This is a genomic window from Flavobacterium plurextorum, assembly GCF_002217395.1.
Lineage (GTDB): Bacteria > Bacteroidota > Bacteroidia > Flavobacteriales > Flavobacteriaceae > Flavobacterium > Flavobacterium plurextorum.
This window is the reverse complement of sequence record NZ_MUHD01000011.1, coordinates 63,937-85,265: the sequence shown is the minus strand read 5'-3', so window position 1 is coordinate 85,265 and position 21,329 is coordinate 63,937. Positions and strand designations below refer to the sequence as shown.

Sequence of the window (21,329 nt, the reverse complement as noted above, 5' to 3'; positions counted from 1 at the left end):
TAAGTTATTTTATAAGCCATATGAAATATAAGATGAATTTTAAGTTCGAAGTATTTTGAGGTTCTCTTAAAGAAGCATAAGCTCTTTTCATTTGTGTTTTTACAGTATTTATTGAGATGTTCTGGTCTTCGGCAATTTCTGCGTAACTAAGTCCTTCGACAACATGTGATATGAAAATCTCTCTTCTCGACTGTGGAATCTTTTCGATTAACGTTTGAATTTTAGGTTTTTTGTTTTCTTCTGTGTTGTCAAATGTAGGTTCTTCTTCAGATTTTGGAAGGACAATTTTCGCATTTTTTAGACTAATAGTTTTGGTTTTCTCTAAATGCTGCAGACTTAAGTTTTTGACTGCTTTTGTACCATATGCCTTAAATGAAATGGTAAAGTTCAGTGTTTCTTCTTTTTCCCATAAGTACATAAAAAAATCTTGTACCAGATCTTTTGCTGCATCTTTATCCTTAACTATGTTAAAAGAGATTAAGGAAAAAAAAGCAAAATGTTCTTTGTACAAGGCTTCAAATACTTTTAAATCCTTAAAATTAGACATCTGAGAATTGCATTTATTCGTTCTGTAATGGATTACACGGTGTCAAATGTAAAATAAAAAGTTATTTATTTTCAACAAAGTGTAAAAAAAATCAAAATTTTTTGATTAGTTGTCACCCTAAAAAACTTTTTTTCTAACCTATATGAATAACCACTTATACAAAACAATGAACCGAAACTCACAATTGCTTGATATCCTTAGGGAAATAGTGTCGAAGAGGAACTTTGATACGTCTAAAATTGAATTACTGCCTCTTGAAGATCAAGAATTGATAAAAAATCTTCAGAGTAATGGTTTGCTTGAAGAGGCGCTGTTGTATTTAGAATCTATCGATGTTGATAAAAATTGGGAAGAATTACAAGAGAAACTAAATCTGGAGAAAAAATCAGTTGTAATCAATTGGAGGAATATTTTTCAATATGCGGCAATGTTTTTCTGCGTATTAGGTTTGGTTTATGTTTTTCAGTACAAAACTGGTAAACAAAATAATAAAGTAGTTTCTCCTGATGCCATTCAATTGGTTTTAGAAAATGGAGATATTCAGATTTTAAATCCGAATGGAGAACAACAGATCATCAAGAAAAACGGAGAAGTAGTGGCTTCTCAAAAAGAAAATGCAATAAATTATAAATCAGCCAAACCAATTAACAAATTGGTTTACAACGAAATTAAAATTCCGTTCGGTAAGACTTTTAAAATAACATTATCAGATGGAACATTGGTGAATATGAATGCTGGTTCTTCTCTAAAATATCCAGTTCAATTTATTAAAGGACGTAATAGAGAAGTTGCTTTAGACGGAGAAGCTTTTTTTGATGTTGCAAAAGATAAAGCGCATCCATTTATTGTCAAAACAAGAGGTGTAAATGTGAAAGTTTTAGGAACAAAGTTTAATGTGAGTTCTTATAAAGAAGATACGGATATCAATACAGTATTAGTCGAAGGTTCTGTGAGTTTGTCTGATGCTGCTAATGCTAATACAAAAACAACGCTGTTTCCAGGTGAAAAAGGATCTTGGAATAGCGAAAATACTGAGATAGCGATAGAGAAAGTGGATACTCGTTTTTATACCGAATGGATAAATGGAGAAATTGTTTTTAGAAAAACTGCTTTTAAAGATATTATAATAAAATTAGAAAGGACTTACAACGTCACGATTGACAATAACAGGAAAGATATTTTAGATAAAAAATTCAATGCCAGTTTCAATAAGAATATTGAAAGTATAGAAAAGGTATTAGAAACAATGAGCAAAATTCAAGGCTTTACTTATAAAATAGAAGGGAAGCATATAAAAATAAACTAACTATTTACTAACCAACCAAAAAACAAATTATGAAGAGGATGTAATTTTTTGAGAAGCACAAAAAGTAAAATCGGAAAATAGTACCAGTATTTCCCGATTTAAGTGTTTCAAACGACGTATCGAAATTAAATCATTTAAAATCAATCCAAAATTATGAAAAAAATAATTAAGAGGAATTGGCTTAGTCCTTATTTGCCTAAAATTAGTCTAAGAATGAAACTAACCACATTATTACTGATACTTTCTTTGATGAGAATTCAAGCAAGTGTCTATTCACAAAATACAAAGCTTACATTTAACATAAAGAATGCGCCAGTCGAAAAGCTGTTTAACAAAGTAGAATCTGTTTCGGAATACAGATTTCTTTTTGAAAGCAGTATAATTGACCAGAACAGAAAGGTGACCGTTAATGTAAAGAAAAAGGGGATATCCGAAATTCTAGAAGAGGTTTTTAAAGGAACCGATATTTCTTATACGATAAATGATCGTCAGATTATTTTGGTAAAGAAAAAACAACAAGTACCTCTTCAGGAAAAAAACACAGTTCAGAAGGTTGTAATCGAACAAGGTATTGAAATTTCTGGAGTTGTAACCGACTCGAGGAATATGCCGATACCAGGAGCGAATGTTACTGAAAAAGGAACTAAAAATGGAGTACAAACCGACTTAGACGGAAAATTTATAATTCGTATAAATGGAACAAATAGTGTTTTAGTTTTTTCTTTTATAGGATTTGAGAATAAAGAAGTAACAGTTGGTCAAAATAAGTCTTTGAGTGTAATTTTAAACGAGCAAAATGCAGCTTTAAATGAAGTTGTAATTGTTGGTTATGGCACAGTAAAGAAAAAAGATCTAACGGGAGCTGTAGCAACCGTGAAATCGACGGATATTGCTTTAAGTCCAGTTTTAAGTCCGATGGAAGCACTTCAGGGGAGAGTTTCGGGTCTGGATATTCAACGTGGATCTGGAAAAGCAGGAACATCTCCAAAAGTATTATTAAGAGGAAATAGATCTTTAACAGCGAGTCAGGATCCGTTGTATATTGTTGATGGACTTCCTTCAAGCATCGATAATTTGAATCCGAATGACATCGAAAGTATTGATGTTTTAAAAGATGCTTCTTCGACTGCAATTTATGGTTCTTCGGGTGCGAATGGAGTTATTATTGTTACTACTAAAAAAGCAAAAGCAGGAAAAACACAAATTGACTTTAACAGCTATTTTGGACTAAATGGATTTTCTTCTTTTCCTGCTCCTCTTACAGGAGAGAAATGGTTAAACTATAAAAAAGATCGATTTTATTTAGACAATGGCTACCAAGCAACAAACTTAACAGATTTAGGTTTAAATGCATCTGCAGTAGCTGCAATTGAAAAAGGACAATATATAAATTGGATCGATAAAACTTTACAAGTAGGCACACAGCAAAATCATAATCTTTTTATGAGAGGCGGATCTGAAAAAGTACAAGGATATTTTTCTTTAGGTTATATAGGCGAAGAAGGAATCTATCAAAATGACAAAGTAAACAGTTTTAGTTCTAGAGGAGGAGTTGATATTAAATTTAACAGTAAATTTAAAACAGGTTTCCAATTGATTTTAAACTATCGTAAAAACAGTACAACCAATAGTAGAATTAATAAAGCATACAGTGTTTATCCATTAGGGGTTCCGTTTGATGAAAATGGTGTTGTGAATCTTTATCCAATCGAAGGAGATCAAAACAACATTAGTATTTTGGCAAATAATTATCCAGGGGCTTTTGCAAATGAATCATTAAGTTATAATGTACAATTCAATCCTTATCTGGAGTTTGAATTTGCTAAAAATTTTAAGTTAAGATCTAATCTAGGAACTCGATTTTCAGGAAGCAGAGCAGGGACTTTTCAAAACAAAAATTCATACAATCTGTTAACGGAAGGTAGAACTGCAAGCGAAGCTACATATAATAACGAGCTGGCTTATAGTTACATCTGGGAAAATATTTTAAGCTATAATTTTAAAGTTGGTAAAGATCATGATTTTAGTTTAACAGGGATTACTTCTTGGGCAGACAGCAGATCAGAAGGAGCTTATTTAGGCGGTAATGGTATAGATTACGATGACTTCCAGTTTTATAACATGGGAGCGGTAAAAAATCTAACTACTAGAATGAATGCTTACAGTCAGTTTAACAGAATGTCATTTGCGGGTCGTTTTAATTACAGCTTTAAAGGAAGATACTTATTTCAATTAACCAATCGCTGGGACGGAGTTTCTCCTTTGTCAGAAGGTAATAAATGGGCATCTTTTCCATCTGCGTCATTAGCTTGGCGTATCAGTGATGAAAGTTTTATGCAAGGAACAAGTTCATGGCTGAACAATTTAAAATTGAGAATAGGTTATGGTGTTTCAGGATCGGCAAATATTGATCCTTATTCTAGTTTGACACGTACTTCAACAAAAACAAGCAATCTTTCTCTTGGCGGTGCTGCAGCTTTGCCAATGTATGTTCCTACCGAGCATATTTCAAATTCAGATTTAACTTGGGAACGTTCTACAAATACTAATTTAGGTTTAGATGTTTCTGTGTTGAGAAACAGAATTGACCTTGTAGCCGAATATTATTGGACAAATACAGATGGTATTTTATGGGATCGTCGTCTGCCTACAAGTTCAGGAGGTTACGATGCTAAAACACCTTATAAAAAGACTTCGAATATTGCAACTTCTCAAAATAGAGGTTTTGAACTTTCTATAAATACTAAAAATATTGATACCGAGAATTTTAAATGGAATACTTCATTCACCTACACACACGCAACAGAAAAGCTGACTAATATTGATTTAGGGAACTTAACTGTAAATGAATTAATTTCTGAAGGTCTTTTCATTGGGCAGACTCCAGCCGCAGGTGGTGTGTTTTATGATTATAAAAAAATAGGAATCTGGCAGTTGGGACAAGAAACCGAAGCAGCTTTATATGGCGCAAAACCAGGAGACATTAAACTGCAGACAGTGCCACAATTTGATGCCAATGGAGTTTCTGATAATGGAGTGCACGTGTATTCTACAAAAGACAGAATGATTGTAGGAAACAATGTTCCAGATTATTTCTTTGGTTTCCAAAACACATTCAAGTACAAGAATTTTGATCTTACAATATTTGTAAACGGAAGACAAGGTGGTATGATGCGTGCTCAGGTTTTAGGTTATTGGAACAAAGAAGCGCAGCCGGAAACTTATAGTTACTGGACACAAGATAATCCAACAAATGATTTTCCTAGACCGGGTGGTAGTTTTAATACACAATTTCAATCGTCATTAGAGCTTGTAGATGCATCTTATATAAAAATCAAGAATATTACACTTGGTTATTCTATGCCGGAAGATTTTCTTAAAAAAACGGGTCTAAGTAATATGAGACTTTATATAACATCTTATAATCCTTTTGTTTTTAGCCGCAGTCATTTGTTGAAAAATGTAGACCCAGAAAGTGGAGGGTCAGATTCATTCCCATTATTTAAACAAGTTGTTTTCGGTCTTAATTTATCATTGTAGTATCATGAAAAAGTATATAAAATTAAAATCAGTAATTGTCTTAATGTTTTTTATGGCTGGATTAATTCAGTCGTGCAGTTTAGACGAAAAAAACCTTACTACTGTTTCTTTGGATAAATCCTATAGTGAAAGACCGGGATTCGAAGGATTAATTAACAGTTGTTACGAGAATTTATATTTCCTTCACGGAAAGGTCGATTATATAGCGCCAACAGAAGCAGGGACTGATTCTTGGGAAAACGTGAGTAACAGCGCAATTGGTTATACGCAATACGCTAGTCAGTTAAATCCTGATGATGGAAATATTAAAGTTATTTGGGGTACAGCTTACACCACTATTAATCTCTGCAATACAGCAATTTATTATTCAAAAGATGTAAAAGGTTATGCTTCTACAGAAGAGTTGAATGCAAAATTGGCTGAAGTTTATTTTCTAAGAGCCTTCAGTAATTTTACATTGGTAGAACAATTTGGAGGTGTAGTTTTAAGAACAAAATCGTCTATTATTGAAGGCGCAGATAACGCTCCAGTGCGCAGCTCTGAGAAAGAGTTTTACGACTTAATTATTGAAGATTTAAAATTTGCCTGTGCAAATCTCCCAGTGCAGCAGACTTTACAAGGACGAGTGGCTAAGAAAGCGGCTTATGGTTTATTGTCAAAAGTATATCTTCAGAGAACAAGATTAGGAGACGCTCCAGAGTATGCTAAATTGGCTTTAGAAACCGCTGAAGAATTAATTAATAATGCGACAAAATACCAGACTGCATTATACTTAAGCGACAATTCTAAATCAGGATTTAAAAAGCTATGGGAAGGCAGCAATAATAAGAAAAATACAGAATTTTTGTTTACACAAGGAATTGATCCTGGCGGTCTTAATCCAGAAGGTTTTAACAGAGGAAGAACGAGACAATATTATTTGCCAGATTTAGCAACCAGAGGAGCAGAATGGGGAGCAGGAGCAACTAGTATTTTGTACGGACGAGCCAATAGCCGTTTGCTGAAACCAAGTAAATATTTGCTGACGGAAGTGTTTACACCAGTACCATCGCCAGCAGATACACGTTTTGCAGAAACATTTACATACAAGTTTTATGCGGCAGCAAATAAAACGATTACGCAAACCATGGCGACTGCTTATAAAAAAGATCCTTCGGTAGTTGGATATACCATTAAAAACACATTAGCTCAGGCGCTTCCGGCGGTTAATTTTTATTCTCAAAGAATAGAGGAACAAATTAATATGAATAATGATGAAGGTTTAGCCGTATTTACTCCAAACTGGAATATCGATCCAGTTGTGAAAAGCAAAATGCCAATGCTGGTGGTTGATCCAAGCGATATTTTCGAATCAGGAACTAACAAGTATAAAGATCCTGCAATGTATCCAAACGACCCAAATCTTATTAATATTTTTCCAGCCATGCGAAAATTTTCTGCAGCGCTGTATTGTCAAAGCAATCAGTATTGGTTAGGAGATATTCCTATTATTCGTTTGGGAGAAGTGTATTTGATTGCGGCCGAAGCAGCAATTTTAACTGATAATCAAGCTAAGGCATTGAGTTATGTAAATACTCTTAGAAAAAGAGCCGCTTTATCATCAAGAGAAAGTGAAATGTTGGTTTCAGGTGCTCAAATGAATATCGATTTTATTCTAAAAGAAAGAGCAAGAGAGTTATCTGGCGAACATACAAGATGGATTGATTTAAAACGTACTGGAAAGTTAACTAAAACTTATTTGGATCAGACAAACCCAATCGCAGGAACAAATTTTGTTGAAAGTAAACACACTGTTAGACCAATTCCGAGATCATTTTTGGATGCAATTTCAAATGCCAAAGAATTTGGTACTAATGGGTATTAAGTGCACTTTTGGTTAGGTGCTTTGGGCAGATCGAAAGATCTGCCCTTGTTCTTATAAATTAAAATGAATTCCATTTCTGAAAGTCATTCTATTAAATTAAAACCGATTATCACCATCCAAAAGATTTCCTAATCCGCCAAGTAAGCTTCCTTCATCACGACTGTTTCCGCCAGATTTTGGTGCCGATGCAATAATGCGGTCAGCCAGTCTTGAGAATGGCAGTGACTGTATGTAAACCGTTCCTGGACCTTTTAACGTAGCATAAAATAATCCTTCACCGCCAAAAATAGAATTTTTGATTCCTCCAATAAATTCAATATCATAATCTACATCTTTGGTAAAACCTATAATACAACCTGTATCTACTTTTAGGACTTCGCCGTGACCCAATACTTTTTTAGCCATTGTTCCGCCAGAATGTACAAATGCCATTCCGTCTCCTTCAAGTTTCTGCATGATAAAACCTTCACCGCCAAATAAACCGCGTCCTAATTTCTGCGAAAATTCGATTCCAACAGAAACACCTTTGGCAGCGCATAAAAAGGAACTTTTTTGACAGATAAATTTACCTTGAAATTCTGTTAAATCAATTGGAAGGATTTTTCCAGGATATGGCGATGCAAATGAAACTTTACTTTTGCTGCTGCCTTGGTTTAAAAATGCTGTCATAAACAAGCTTTCGCCAGTAAGTACTCTTTTACCAGCATTTAAAAGTTTGCCAAACAAACCAGATCCCTGTTGCTGAGAACCGTCTCCAAATATCGTTTCCATCTGGATATTGTTTTCCATCATCATAAAACTGCCAGCTTCGGCAATTACAATTTCCTGCGGGTCTAGTTCTATTTCAACATACTGCATTTCTTCTCCAAAAATCTGATAATCTATTTCGTGTGCCTGCATAATTTCTAAATTTTTTGTTTTTTAAAATTAGACAAAAAATACCGTAAAATGTTACAGTCTTTAGCGTACTTCGACTGTTTTTAAGAACATTATATGATTTTGTTATTTTAAATTAGTCTTAATTATGTTTTTTATTACTTTAAATTCTATATTTTTGCACCGTTATTATATTTTATCAGAATGGCATTAGTTAGTGATTTGACCACCAAAGTATTATTTGAAACCGAAAAAGGATACAGTTATCAATGTGATTTGACCAATAGCATAATTATCAATTTTGTTGATACAGTGTCAAGTTATAAAATTCAGGATTTTTTGATTTTTCAAAGAAAGGTTAATAGCGTTGACATTCTTAATATGCTTTATGACTTATCTGATCAGTCAGACGCTCAGTTGATTGAAACTACCAAAAGAAATTTTTCTAGAAATCTTACTATCTGCGAAATAGTGCAGTTAAGAGATTTATTAAACGGAACTAAATTTACCCTTACACTGCATTCTATGCTTTGTAATATGGTCAACGTCGAGCTTATTTAGATTCTTACTTAGATTAAATCCAAATTTTCAGGCGTTTAGAGCTGCCTTCTTTAATTTTTGTAATTTTACACGTATAAAAATTAAAGGTTATGAAAGATTTACTAAGAACAAGTACTTCATTAGTTGAAGGAATCGAAAATATATTGAACTTACAGGCAAAATTAGAAAGTGATGCTTCTAATAAATATTTAGCTATGGCAGCATGGTTGGATAGAAATGGTTATGCAAATACAGCATCTTATATGTATAAACAAGCCGAAGAAGAAAGAGAACATTTTCTAAAAGTTTTCAAATATATTACAGATATGGGAGGGATTGCAGTTACGCCATCTGTTCCAGAAGTGCAGCAAGAATTTGCTTCTTTTAAAGAAGTATTTGAAATTGCTTTACAAAACGAAATTGCAGTAACTCAGGCAGTCAATAAAGTAATCGCAAAATGCAGAGCTGAAAATGATTATGCTACAGAAGATTTTATGATGTGGTATGTAGCTGAGCAAAGAGAAGAAGAGAAAAACGCAAGAAGAGCTTTAGAGCTTTTTGAATTAATCAACGAAAATGCAGCTGACGGAAAATTTCAATTGGATATTCAGATTTCAAAAATCGGATAATAAACGATTTATATATTTTAAAAAGGAGCTGTCCCAAAAAGATAGCTCCTTTGTTTTTGTAAGCTTCGGAGAAGCGAAATATTTATAGCATTACATAAAAGGTTACAACATAAAGCTCCAGAGGAGCGACATATATTATAGCTGTAGAAAAAATATGTCGCTCCTCTGGAGCTTTTTTATTGGTTTTATATAATGCTATAAATATTTCACCCCGCTGGGGTTTTGCAAATAGAATAAATTTTATAAATATTTCGTCCACCAAAAAAGCTGTCCTTTTGAGACAGCTTTTTTTTGATATTTTATGATTTTAAAAAAGAATTGATTTCGTTAAAATACTTTTCTCTTGCATCGAGCCATCCGTAATGTTTGGAATGTTCTAAGAAAATCAGTTTCGAATTTGGAAAAGTTTGTTTTGCCAATTCTCCTATTTCATTGCTGATAATATCTTCTTTTCCCTGAATAATTAAAACAGGATTTTTGAAATCTTTCAATTTAGATTTACAATCAAAATTCATTTTCTGCATATCAGACCATAACAAACCGTTGATTGTCGAATTTCCCTGCGTTAATCTTTCAGCAATAATCGGAATAAATTTCTGATCGTAAACATACGCAGGAGCCATTGCACGACCGCGTCCTAAACGTGCTTTATGCGAAGTGTCTCCTTTTTCGATTTTGTCGTTCCAGTAATTCATAGAATCTTTTTCAATTTTAGAAAGATTAGATTCAATCAAATTTGGACCTTTTAGTAAAGATAAATCGACACCGCCAGATGACGACAAAACCAATTTATTGATACTCTTTGGATAAATCGTTGCGTAATACGAACCCAGCATTCCGCCAAAAGAATGTCCGAGAATATTCCATTTTTTGATTTTAAGATGTTTTCTCAATGATTCAATATCATCTGCCATTATTTTCATCGAAATAGTCTGAGCATCTAATTTTGAAAGTTTCGATTTTCCCGTTCCTCTTTGGTCGTAAATAATCGTTTGCTGGCTTTCGCCTAAAACTTTCGCCATATCTTCAAAACCATTACTGTTCATTCCCGGTCCTCCGTTTATAATTAGGAGAGGTTCACCTTTTCCAAATGTTTTGTAATAGGTTTTACTTCCGTCATTATTTATGGCAAAACCTTCTGTTTGAGCAAAAATATTTCCCAGAAACAATAAAAAGCTAAGAAGAAAAATCTTTTTCATCAGGAAATTATTCATTCATCAAGCTTTCAATCTCATCAGCTTCAATTGGAATGTTACGCATTAAGTTAAAAGGTTCTCCTTTTTCTTGAACAACAACATTGTCTTCTAAACGAATTCCGAAACCTTCAGCAGGAATATAAATTCCTGGTTCAACCGTAAAAACCATATTAGCTTTCATAGGTTCGTGAAGCAAACCGTAATCGTGTGTGTCAAGTCCCATGTGGTGAGACGTTCCGTGCATGAAATATTTTTTGTAAGCTGGCCATTCTGGATTTTCGTTCTGAACATCTGCTTTATCAATTAAGCCTAAACCAAGTAATTCAGAAGTCATAATTTTACCAACTTCAATATGATATTGTTTCCAAAGTGTTCCTGGCGTAAGCATTTTTGTAGCTTCGTTTTTAACTCTCAAAACAGCATTGTAAACGGCTTTCTGACGATCAGAAAAACGTCCTGAAACTGGAATTGTTCTCGACATATCGCTTGAATAATTGGCATATTCAGCCGCGACATCCAATAAAATTAAATCTCCTGCTTTACATTGCTGATTGTTTTCGATATAATGCAAAACATTAGCATTGTTTCCAGAAGCAATAATTGGCGTGTAAGCAAAACCTTTAGAACGGTTACGGATAAATTCGTGAGCCAATTCAGCTTCGATTTCATATTCAGTAACATTTGGTTTTACAAACGATAATAATCTGCGGAAACCTTTCTCTGTAATATCACAAGCCTGTTGAATCAAATCGATTTCTTCGCTTTCTTTTACAGAACGAATTCGCTGTAAAATTGGGTTGCTTTTTGCAACATTATGTGCTGGATAACGTTCTTTCCACCATTTTACAAAACGTGCTTCGCGAGTTTCAGTTTCAACAGAGGCGCGGTAATGCTCGTTTGTGTTAATGTACATCGTGTCAGCATACGTCATCATTTCGTTTAAGACTTTATGAAAATCCTGCAGCCAATAAACAGTTCTAATTCCCGAAACTTGAAAAGCACGTTCTTTAGTCAGTTTTTCACCTTCCCAAACAGCGATATGATCGTTAGTTTCTTTTAGGAAAAGAATTTCTTTTTGATTTTCATAAGGAGCATCTGGAAATAAAAGTAAAATACTTTCTTCCTGATCTACGCCGCTTAGATAAAAAATATCTCTGTGCTGTGCAAACGGAAGAGTACTGTCGGCACTAACCGGATAAATGTCATTTGAATTGAAAACGGCAACAGAGTTTGGTTTCATTTCTGCCGTGAATTTTTTGCGGTTTTTTACAAAAAGAGCGCTGTTTATTTGATGATATTTCATAATAACTTAGTTTTTGAACTTCGAATTTCAAAATTACATTTTTTTACAAAGTAGTGTATGATAGATTTATTAAAGTTTTCTTATTTGTTGATTTTGCCACGAAGGCATTAAGGCACAAAGTTTTTTAACTGTAATGAGCGCAAAGTTTTTACACAATCTTGTCATTTCGAGGAACGAGAAATCTCCGCAAGTAACTCTACAAAGATTGGCGATTTTGTCTCACGCAGATTTAGCAGATTTAGCAGATTTTTTCTTTTCAAATTTGCATTTAATCGCAATCTTGTCATCTCTCTCTCCCGAAGCCTCGGGATCGAAATGACAAATCTTGGGCATAAAAAAAACCGAAGCTTTCAATTTCAAAGCTTCGGTTTTTTCTTTTATAAAAATAATTTTCTATTTCTTATCAAGTAACTTCTCCAAAAGAGCCACTTTCTCTTTTTCAGATTGAATTAACTGTTGGTAAAGTTTTTTATTCTCTTCATATGATTCAATAAGTTTATCCAGCGGATTAAATGTGCAATTGTTATGATTTATAGAAGAAGAACCATTATCATATGAATTTCCAATAATATTAAAAACAGCATCTTCAGAAAAGTTTCTAATTACTTCAACAGGAACTCCTAAAGCTTGAGCAATAGTTTTAAGTTTTTCGTCATCAACACTTTCGCTTCCTTCAATAATAGAGATAGATTGCTGAGTTGTGCCAATTGCTTGTGCAAGTGCTTCCTGCTTCATGTTTCTAAGCTCTCTAATACGGCTGATATTTCGACCGATATGTTTTGGTTTTATTTCTGTGCTCATAGTTCAAAGATATTTAAAATTCTTTTACATTTTTCGGTTTCGGTAGAAAACAGGTTTATAGTTGTGAGATACAATTTGCAGATTATTTTCAATAAGTAAAAATACAACTTTTCTGACTATTATTGATTTTGAATATTGATGTTTGCGTTTTTTGTCATTTCGATCCCGAGGCTTCGGGAGAGAAATCTTCGGAAGTAACTCTACAAAGATTGGTGATTTTGTCTCACGCAGATTTAGGAGATTTGGCAGATTTTTTTCTTTTAAAAGTTGCAGTGCTCCACAATCTTGTCATTTCTATCCCGAGGCTTCGGGAGAGAAATCTTCGTAAGTAACTCTGCAAAGATTGGCGATTTATCGCTCACACTCACGTCAGTTTTATAATACATTCTTCATTTTAATTGTCTTTAATAATGAAAAAAAAGTTATTTTAGCTTAAGGACAAGATGATTTTAAAATATTATTCATTCAGAAAAATAAGTATTAAATAAAGTGGAGAAGGAGAGAATAATACAAATGCTGATTCTTTGTCACGCATTATTTGGCGGTATTGCATTGCTTTCAGGTTTCGTTTCTTTAATTGTAGAAAAGGGAAAAATAATTCATAAAAAAACGGGAAAACTATTTTCTTTTTCCATGCTTTTATCAGCATTTACGGCATTAATAATTTCTGTTTTGCCAGGACATGAAAATCCCTTTTTATTTTCAATAGGAGTTTTCAGTTCTTATTTTATTCTAACAGGCTACAGAGCTTTGCGTTTTAAAACTAGAAATTATAATCTGAAAACAGATAAAATAATTTCTTGGATTATGGTTATTACAGCCATTTTGATGATTTTGTATAATCCTTTAGTAAATCAAAAAATCAATATAGTTCTAATTGTTTTTGGAATCGTAGGTTTGAGTTTTTCAATGCGAGATTTAGTGCTTTTTAATAAAACTGATAAATTAAAAAAGGATTGGTTAAAACTGCATTTAGGTAAAATGATTGGCGGATATATTTGTGCAGTAACAGCTTTTGTGGTAGTAAACGAATTCTTTTCAAGTTTTTATGGCTGGTTTTTTCCAGGAATTATTGGAGGTTTTTATATCGTGTATTGGATTCGCAAATTGAATAAAAAGCAGAAAGTTAGTATTGCTGTAGAAAAAGAATAAAAACCGAAGAAACAAAACTTCTATTAATAAGATAAAATGCAGACTTCTAATTTTAAATTAATTACAATAGCCGAAATCAAAACCAAATATCCTTTTCTAATTGAAGATGAAAAGTTCGATTATTTTGATGAATGGGAAGACGAAGATTTTTTTCTTACCGCAGAAGAAGATGTAAATTTTGAAGGAAATTTTTATTTGGATCTTTATGAAGATAAAGAGAAAAAATGGCTTGCCAATTTGCTAAATCTTCCAGCTAAAAAAATGGAAGAAATAAGAATTGAAGGCGTTTTTATAAACGGAAATTTCTCTGTCGGCGGTTCAATTCTTAATGCCGAAGGTGATTACGGGCCTTATGTTTTTATAAACGGAAATATTGTCTGTCAAAGTCTATTATTAGGCGGTGCAATTGTTGAAATAAAAGGAAATATTAAAGCAAAAGAAGTGGTTATGACCTATTATAATCATGGTGATTTTAGCTGTAAAGGATTCATTGATTCTCCAGTTTTTATTGTAAATGATCATAATACAATATTTGCAGAGAGAAAAAATAATCTCTTTTATTATAATGACAGATCTGATGATGTCGATCCGAAAAATGAATGTGAATATGATGACGAAACCGGCGATGAAATTATCTCGAACGAACTTCGAAAGTTATTGGATAATCCATTAATTGAAACTTTTGAAGAGTTAGAACGAGATTTGGCAAGAGGCGAATTGATTTTAAAACAAAATAATCCGCCGGCGAAAACTTATGAATATTGGCGCGATCGTGTTTTGGCAAATTATAGAGATATTAAACTCGTTCCGAAACAATTTAAAACCGAAGAACTTTGTAATCTGGCATTAAATAGTACATTTCACGCATTGCCATTTATCAATCAGGATTTAATAACGTATGAACTTTGCGAGAAATTAGTGAGCAAAGATGGTTTTGCAATTCAGGTAATTCCAGATCAGTTTATAACAAAAGAACTTTCTTTTAAAGCCGCTGAAAATGGTACAATGCTGCGATTAGTTCCAGAAGAATATTACTCTGAAGAGTTGATATTGTTAGTTTTCAAAAACGGAAAACATGAACCTGATATCAACGATGTTCCTTCTCGATTTATTACGGAAAATCTTCTTGTAGAATATGTAAAAATTGCAAAAGGATTGTGGCTGGATAAAGCGTGCAAACAAAGTGGAATTGATAAATTGCATGTTTTAGAACAAGTAATTGATTCGGGAATTGAATATTTGGATGCTGTTTTTGGAAATCATTTTAGTAAAGAAACAGTCGATTATGCTTTTTTGGTTTATAATAGTAAAGAGAAATGGAATAAATATGTTCAAAAGTACAAACAGAAGTTTGAGCGTATAGGATTGAATCAATATTTATAAAAATTTATACTATGACCAACAAAGAAAAAATAATCCATAATTACATCGAAGGGTATAATCAATTTGATATTGATAAAATGATTGCTGATTTTGATGAATCTATTGTTTTTGAAAACATTCAAAATGGCGAAACCAACTTGACTTTAGATGGAATAAAAGAATTTAAAGCTCAGGCCGAAAAAGCCAAAGAATATTTTTCGGCAAGAAAACAAATTATCACATCATTCAGACAGGACGAAATTACAGCAATAATAGATATTGATTATTATGCTGTTTTGGCGATGGATTTCCCAAACGGATTAAAAGCGGGTCAGGAATTAGATATGAAAGGAAAATCGATTTTTCAGTTTTTAGAGGATAAAATCGTAAGATTGACGGATATTAGCTAATGTTATGGGCTCAAAAGTGGAAATTAGAAAAATAGAAAAACTAGATCTAGACTTCGTTTACAAATCAATCTGTGAACTCGAGAATGAAATTTTAGATTTCGATGTTTTCGAAAGAATATTCAATGAGAATATTTCTAATCCAAGAAATGTGTATCTAATTGCCGAAAACGAAAGTGAAGGTTTAGGATTTATTAGTTTTCATACCCAAAATCTTTTACATCATTGTGGATTAGTGGGTGAAATACAGGAGTTTTTTATTCATCAAAAGCATAGAAGTAAAGGCGTTGGACGTTTATTGATAAATGAAATCAAGAATTTTGCAGAGCAGCATAATTTAAAAAGCATCGAGGTAACAACCAATAAAAAACGAGTAGAGAATGTTGCGATTTATGAGAATCTCGGATTCACTTTAAGTCATAATAAGTTTACGATTTATAAATAAGTAAAGAGTTATCAGTTTAGTTTGTCATTTCTCTCCCGAGGCTTCGGGATCGAAATCACACTAGTAACTCGACAAAGATTGGGTTTTCGTTGCGGAATTACTTGCTGAGATTTCTCCTTCGTCGAAATGACAAGATTACGTTTAGGCGAATTTTGTAAAAGTTTTAATTGATTTTAGTTTCATATATTTTTCAAACCAATGACAATAGAAAAAGCCAAAATAACCGACAATGAAATCCTCACAGTAATAACCAAAAAATCAAAAGCATTTTGGGGTTATTCGCCAGAGCAAATTCAGGAATGGGATAAAAATTTAACCATTTCTCAGGATTATATTAAAGAGCATAATGTTTATAAATTGACAGTTAATAATTTAATTATTGGCTATTATTCGTATGTTTTTAAAGATGAAAAAGAAATTGAGCTTGATAATTTATTTGTCTTACCAGAATATATTGGCAAAGGATTGGGTAAATATTTAGTTCTTGATTTTTTAAGCCGAATTAAAGACCAAAAAGCAGAAAGAATAATACTCGATTCAGAACCAAATGCGGAAAGTTTTTATTCTAAAATGGGATTTGTGAAAATTGGAGAATTTGAAACTTCCATAAAAAACCGTTTCATGCCAATCATGGAAATGAAACTTTAATATTTAACTTTATACACAAAGTGAAACAGCTAAACACATCTATAAAACATAACTTAATCGTAGGTTTGCTTATTGCGTTATGGCTTTTTGTTTTTGCTTTCATTATAAAGCCTTTTGACGACGGTACTATAAATTTTAGAGCTTGGTTTTTAATTAGTTTTGGTTTTAGTATAGCAGCCTTTTTGTGTTATGGTCTTTTAACGATTATCCAGAAAAGTTTTTACGAAAGAATAACAAAGTGGAATGTTGGTTTAGAAATTACAAGTCTTATTTTCTTCTATTTGGTTTATTTGTTTGGGGTTTATGCATATTATAAAAGCCCGATTTTAAATGGAGGATATAGTTTTTCAGAATTCTTTTTGGTAATATTTATTAAAGTAGCGCTGATTTTAACTCCAATACTCATTTTAGCACGAAGGTATTTAATCAAATTAATTCCTGTAAAAGAAGATTTTCTGGTTATTAAAGGCGAAAATAAACTAGATGTTCTAAAGATTAAAAAAGCCGATTTGGTTTGCATTTCGAATGCTCAAAATTATGTTGAGATTTTTTACACAGAAAACGGAAAACTTCGTTCGAAATTAATTCGATCTTCACTCAGAAAAGTTCAAGATGATTTTACTTTTTTAGTCCAAATACATCGTTCGCATTTAATAAATCCGTCACATTTTAAATCTTGGAGAAATCAAAATACCATTATTTTGACCCAAATTGAACTGCCGGTCTCTAAAAATTATAAAGAAACTTTATTGACATTATAATTTCGTACCTAAAACAATATGTTTTGTACCTAAGTCATTAAAATAGGGCTTTAAACCAGTTTTTTGATTTTAGTTTTGCTTCATCAATTTTAAAAATAAAGTATGAAAACAAAACATCTTTGCCTTCTTGGATTATTATTTTTCCTGATCAGTTATTTATTCTTTTCTAAAATTTTGCCCAATTTTCAAAAACCAATTGATTTTGCTCATTGGTTTAATTTAATCGGAGCCTGTTTGTTATTATCATTTAATGATGTGTTTCCTAAAAGCAGATTAAATTCAGTTGCTTCTATACTGACAGCTTTGGGTGTTATTGCGCATATCGGACTTTGCACCATCGATTTTATCATGTCAAGTTTTGGTAATGACGAAGCTGCAAAAGCCGCATTAAGCAACCAGATTAGTAATTCTCCAAGTATTCTTTATCCTTTTGTTGTCATTGGACCTTCTTTGCTTTTTATTGGTTTGGCAGTACATGCTTTTGCTTTTATTAAAACAGAAACAATAAAATCTTTGATGGTTATTATTGCTTCAGCAGCTATTGGGTTTTCGTTTTTTGTACTGAAAAATGGAATTTGTATGTTTTTGAGTTGTGTGGTTTTTGTTTTAGGATTGGGTTTGCTGCTTTGTAAAAAAGAAGTTGAAAAAGTATTTCAAGAATAAATGTTGTATTTTCGCTCTATAATTAAAAACGTAAAGATTGAAAAAACATATAAAATATCTAATCGCACTCTTTCTGGCTTTTGTCGTGATTGCGAACGATGGTATTTTGTATTCTCAATCTAGATCGGCGGAATATTACGAATCTTCGTTTGTAGTTTTAAGAAGAGAATTAAATCTTAAAAGTTCTCGTTTATATAAATTTGGACAAGTTACTTCTTGGGAAAAAACAAGATTTTCAATTGTTTTAAAGCTTCTCAAAAACGAGAATATCTTTACTTCTCAAATTAAAAAACTGCTGAAATTGCAAAATCTGCTTCATCAAAAACTAACTTCATTTATAAATCAGTCTGTTTTTATAAATGAAATAATCATTTCAAATCATTTCGGTAAAAGTTTATACAACGCTTAAGAAAATTTATTTCTGAGGCTTTATGCAATCTCAAAGCATAAGATGATACAATAATGTCTAATCATTTATCATTTTCAAAATGTATAAACAAAATAAAAAATCTCGCTTGGAGCAATCTAAGCGACCGCTTCTTCATTGGATAAAAAGAAAATTACTTTTAATAATAACCGCTTTTATGCTAGGAATGGCAAACGGAATGAATGCCGAAGATCGTTCCATTAACGGAAGTTTTGTTCAGACAGAACAACAGGATAAAAAGGATTAATTTCTCTAATTAGAGAATGTGTCAATTTGATAATTAGAGAATTCTTTTCTTGTTCTGCGACCTTTGTCAAAGTTTAAAACCTTGACAAAGGTTTTTAAAAGCAATCTTGTTATTTCGATCCCGAATCCTCGGGGTCGAAATGACAAACTATATGGATAAAAAAAACCGAAGCTTTTGCTTCGGTTTTTTTTATTGGAATTTGGTCCCGATAGCTATCGGGATAGAATTTAATCAATCCATTTATAATATCTCGCCCCAATCAAAACAGGAATTTCTTTTTCGATTCGATCTAAAACCCATTCGTTTTTTGGAGTTCTAACGCTTTGTTTTTGTTCTTTTTTATGAAGACTTTCATAAGTATTGAAGTCAATTTCTACACTTTCGGCTAAATTTTCAAAAAGTTTCACATTTGCCAAGGCCGATTTCCATTCTGGCTGAATTGTTCCTTCAAAAACTTTAGATTTCGATCCGCTTCCGTAAGCTAAGAAACCGAATTTAGTTCCAGCAATTGCTGCATTTGTATCATAAAAATGAGCCAAAGTCGATAATAATCCCATGAAAATAGAACCTGTGTAAAGATTTCCAATTAATGATGAAGCCAATTCTGCAGGTTGTAATTTCTCCGTTACAAAACTTCTATAATCATCAGATTTTGCCACTTCTTTAATTTTTGTCTGATAATCTGCTGGCGCGATGTCATCGGCAATAATTTTTTCAGCACTGTCTAAAGCATAAATTTCAGATAACATTCTGCGACCTTGAAAAGAATATGGTAAGTGCATTACAATACTATGCCAAGTGTTGTATAATGTTTCAGTAGTATTTTTTAATTTTTTGAATGAAAAGTAAGCATTTCGCGTACGATCCATATAACATTGATTTGAATATTGTCCGTCGAAAACCGGCTGATCTTTGTGAATTTCGATTTCTGCTTCTAAATTGTCAAACCAAGAATCGTTGTTTGTGTTTTTTGTGATTTCGTCTTTAGAGATAGTTCTGTATGGTTTGAAGAAATCAAAAACACCTTTTGTACTTGTTGCCCAGTTTTCGTCAAAAGCAATAATTTTTGGATCTGCACTAATTAACATTGCAACAGCTCCAGCGCCTTGCGTATATTCTCCACCTGAATTTAAATCATATTTTGCAAAATCAGTTGCTACTACAATTGCTTTTTTTGCTGGATTTAATTTTACAAAGTCAAGGCAGTTTTGTAGAGCATCAACACCTCCAATACAAGCAAAAGTAAAATCTACGACATCACATTCGGCTAAGGTATCTTCTCCAAATTTTTGCTCCATTAAATTAATTAAATAAGAAGCAATTGGTTTTGAACTGTCGATTCCGCTTTCGGTACCAACATAAATTCGGCTGATTTCTTTTAGATCAATATTATTGTCGGTAATAAGTTTAGTTAAAGCATTTGCGCCAAACACAACCGCATCTTGATGAACGTCTGGGAAAGTCATTTTAAGTAATCCAAGACCTTTTTCTAATTTTTCTGGTTCAATATTTCTGGCGATTGCCAAAGTTTTTATGGGTAAGTGTATGTTTGCTACATCAAAAGAGATAGCGTCAATTCCTGTTTTCATTCTCATTTTTTTTGAAGCCGATAAAGGTAAAATTATGTTGTGGAATGGCAATTTTTTAGATTGATTAAATTTAGCTCCAGCTGCACTTTTGAAGAAAACAGATTAAAACTTTAAATAAAATATCAATATCATAAATTTTTGACAATATACGTAGAAGTGATTTTTGGGTTTAAGCCTTTGTGAGTAGGTTTTTGGAATCTTCTATAGGGAATTATTTTTTAGCAGCTTCTTTTTGTACGTAAAAATACGTACTATAGTTCTATTTTAAAATCATTATAAATAAGAGCGAAATGGTTGTAGTTCTTTTGTATTTGAGTTATTTTTGTATAATTTTTTAAAACAAACTACTTAAACACTTATGGCACAATCTGCACTATTGAATGCTTCCATCTTAAAGAAAGTAGCTATGGCTCTTTCGGGAATATTCTTAATCACGTTTTTAGCGCTGCATGTTTCCTTAAATTTTATTTCTATTATTAGTGAAGACGTTTTCAACGAAGCTTCTCACTTTATGGGATACAATCCGCTGATTCAATATGTAATGCAGCCAGTTTTGGCGATCGGGGTAATTTTCCATTTTGTAATGGGATTTATTTTAACCGCACAAAATAAGGCAGCAAGACCAATTGCGTATGCAAAATACAATGGAGCGGCTAATGCTTCTTGGACTTCACGAAATATGATTATTTCTGGAGCAGTTATTTTAGCTTTCTTAGTATTGCATTTTTATGATTTTTGGTTTCCAGAAGTAACCTACAAGTATATTGCAGGAACAGCTCCAGATGCTACAAGATATTATGGAGAATTGGTGCATAAATTTCATGACCCAATTCGTACAGGATTGTACTGTATCGCGTTTGTGTTGTTAGGTTTTCACCTTTGGCACGGATTCAGTTCATCTCTTCAATCAGTTGGGATGCACAATAAGTATTCTAGATTTTTAAGTAAAGTAGGTTATTGGTTTGCTGTAATAGTACCGGCACTTTTCGTAATTATCGCATTATTTCATCATTTCAATAATTAATA

The 21,329-nt window shown here is 32.5% G+C and carries 20 protein-coding genes; 14 read left to right on the top strand and 6 right to left on the bottom strand.

Going from position 1 to position 21,329, the window contains the following annotated elements; translation table 11 throughout:
- Positions 1–4: 4 nt before the first annotated feature.
- The gene (locus tag B0A81_RS05525; protein WP_089057091.1) at positions 5–547 is read right to left on the bottom strand and encodes an RNA polymerase sigma factor; all 543 of its coding nucleotides are present in this window, start codon (positions 545–547) and stop codon (positions 5–7) included.
- 142 nt (positions 548–689) lie between these two features.
- On the opposite strand from B0A81_RS05525, the gene B0A81_RS05520 reads away from it, so the two are divergent.
- The 3 genes from B0A81_RS05520 (at position 690) to B0A81_RS05510 (ending at position 7,257) form a co-directional block, all read left to right on the top strand.
- Positions 690–1,853, top strand: coding sequence for a FecR family protein (locus B0A81_RS05520; RefSeq protein WP_089057090.1), 1,164 nt, complete (start codon positions 690–692; stop codon positions 1,851–1,853).
- Positions 1,854–2,066: 213 nt separating this feature from the next.
- Positions 2,067–5,393 (top strand): TonB-dependent receptor, encoded by a 3,327-nt coding sequence (locus B0A81_RS05515; RefSeq protein WP_165768040.1) that lies wholly within the window; start codon positions 2,067–2,069, stop codon positions 5,391–5,393.
- 4 nt (positions 5,394–5,397) lie between these two features.
- On the top strand, positions 5,398–7,257 hold the full coding sequence (locus B0A81_RS05510) for a RagB/SusD family nutrient uptake outer membrane protein (protein WP_089057088.1): 1,860 nt from the start codon (positions 5,398–5,400) through the stop codon (positions 7,255–7,257).
- 96 nt (positions 7,258–7,353) lie between these two features.
- On the opposite strand, the gene B0A81_RS05505 is transcribed toward B0A81_RS05510, so the two are convergent.
- Positions 7,354–8,157: a TIGR00266 family protein gene (locus tag B0A81_RS05505; protein WP_089057087.1), complete on the bottom strand. Its 804-nt coding sequence runs from the start codon at positions 8,155–8,157 to the stop codon at positions 7,354–7,356.
- A gap of 180 nt (positions 8,158–8,337) precedes the next feature.
- On the opposite strand from B0A81_RS05505, the gene B0A81_RS05500 reads away from it, so the two are divergent.
- Positions 8,338–8,694, top strand: a complete 357-nt coding sequence (locus tag B0A81_RS05500; RefSeq protein ID WP_089057086.1) for a hypothetical protein — start codon at positions 8,338–8,340, stop codon at positions 8,692–8,694.
- 89 nt (positions 8,695–8,783) lie between these two features.
- Complete coding sequence (locus B0A81_RS05495) at positions 8,784–9,302, top strand: ferritin (protein ID WP_089057085.1); 519 nt, start codon at positions 8,784–8,786, stop codon at positions 9,300–9,302.
- 299 nt (positions 9,303–9,601) lie between these two features.
- Here the strand turns inward: B0A81_RS05495 and B0A81_RS05490 are convergent, their stop codons facing one another.
- The 3 genes from B0A81_RS05490 to B0A81_RS05480 all read right to left on the bottom strand — a co-directional run bounded on the left by B0A81_RS05490 (position 9,602) and on the right by B0A81_RS05480 (position 12,602).
- The gene (locus B0A81_RS05490; RefSeq protein WP_244281300.1) at positions 9,602–10,501 is read right to left on the bottom strand and encodes an alpha/beta fold hydrolase; all 900 of its coding nucleotides are present in this window, start codon (positions 10,499–10,501) and stop codon (positions 9,602–9,604) included.
- A 7-nt stretch (positions 10,502–10,508) separates the two neighbouring features.
- Complete coding sequence (locus tag B0A81_RS05485) at positions 10,509–11,801, bottom strand: aminopeptidase P family protein (RefSeq protein WP_089057083.1); 1,293 nt, start codon at positions 11,799–11,801, stop codon at positions 10,509–10,511.
- A 393-nt stretch (positions 11,802–12,194) separates the two neighbouring features.
- Positions 12,195–12,602, bottom strand: coding sequence for a helix-turn-helix domain-containing protein (locus B0A81_RS05480; RefSeq protein WP_089057082.1), 408 nt, complete (start codon positions 12,600–12,602; stop codon positions 12,195–12,197).
- Between the two features lie 513 nt (positions 12,603–13,115).
- Between B0A81_RS05480 and B0A81_RS05475 the strand changes: the two genes are divergently transcribed.
- The 8 genes from B0A81_RS05475 (at position 13,116) to B0A81_RS05440 (ending at position 18,449) form a co-directional block, all read left to right on the top strand.
- The gene (locus B0A81_RS05475) at positions 13,116–13,754 is read left to right on the top strand and encodes a DUF2306 domain-containing protein (protein ID WP_244281291.1); all 639 of its coding nucleotides are present in this window, start codon (positions 13,116–13,118) and stop codon (positions 13,752–13,754) included.
- Between the two features lie 36 nt (positions 13,755–13,790).
- Entirely contained in the window at positions 13,791–15,137 is a 1,347-nt protein-coding gene (locus B0A81_RS05470; RefSeq protein WP_089057080.1) for a polymer-forming cytoskeletal protein, read from the top strand.
- An 11-nt stretch (positions 15,138–15,148) separates the two neighbouring features.
- Entirely contained in the window at positions 15,149–15,526 is a 378-nt protein-coding gene (locus B0A81_RS05465) for a nuclear transport factor 2 family protein (protein WP_089057079.1), read from the top strand.
- Positions 15,527–15,542: 16 nt separating this feature from the next.
- Positions 15,543–15,968 (top strand): GNAT family N-acetyltransferase, encoded by a 426-nt coding sequence (locus B0A81_RS05460; RefSeq protein ID WP_244281288.1) that lies wholly within the window; start codon positions 15,543–15,545, stop codon positions 15,966–15,968.
- Positions 15,969–16,166: 198 nt separating this feature from the next.
- Positions 16,167–16,616, top strand: a complete 450-nt coding sequence (locus B0A81_RS05455; protein ID WP_089057077.1) for a GNAT family N-acetyltransferase — start codon at positions 16,167–16,169, stop codon at positions 16,614–16,616.
- A gap of 20 nt (positions 16,617–16,636) precedes the next feature.
- On the top strand, positions 16,637–17,377 hold the full coding sequence (locus tag B0A81_RS05450; protein ID WP_089057076.1) for a LytTR family DNA-binding domain-containing protein: 741 nt from the start codon (positions 16,637–16,639) through the stop codon (positions 17,375–17,377).
- Between the two features lie 102 nt (positions 17,378–17,479).
- Positions 17,480–18,040 (top strand): hypothetical protein, encoded by a 561-nt coding sequence (locus tag B0A81_RS05445; protein WP_089057075.1) that lies wholly within the window; start codon positions 17,480–17,482, stop codon positions 18,038–18,040.
- Positions 18,041–18,077: 37 nt separating this feature from the next.
- Positions 18,078–18,449: a hypothetical protein gene (locus B0A81_RS05440; protein WP_123922162.1), complete on the top strand. Its 372-nt coding sequence runs from the start codon at positions 18,078–18,080 to the stop codon at positions 18,447–18,449.
- Positions 18,450–18,941: 492 nt separating this feature from the next.
- Here B0A81_RS05440 and B0A81_RS05430 read toward each other — a convergent pair whose 3' ends face one another.
- Positions 18,942–20,303, bottom strand: a complete 1,362-nt coding sequence (locus B0A81_RS05430) for a hydroxymethylglutaryl-CoA synthase family protein (protein ID WP_089057221.1) — start codon at positions 20,301–20,303, stop codon at positions 18,942–18,944.
- Between the two features lie 358 nt (positions 20,304–20,661).
- Between B0A81_RS05430 and B0A81_RS05425 the strand changes: the two genes are divergently transcribed.
- The gene (locus B0A81_RS05425; RefSeq protein WP_089054676.1) at positions 20,662–21,327 is read left to right on the top strand and encodes a succinate dehydrogenase cytochrome b subunit; all 666 of its coding nucleotides are present in this window, start codon (positions 20,662–20,664) and stop codon (positions 21,325–21,327) included.
- Positions 21,328–21,329: the final 2 nt, after the last annotated feature.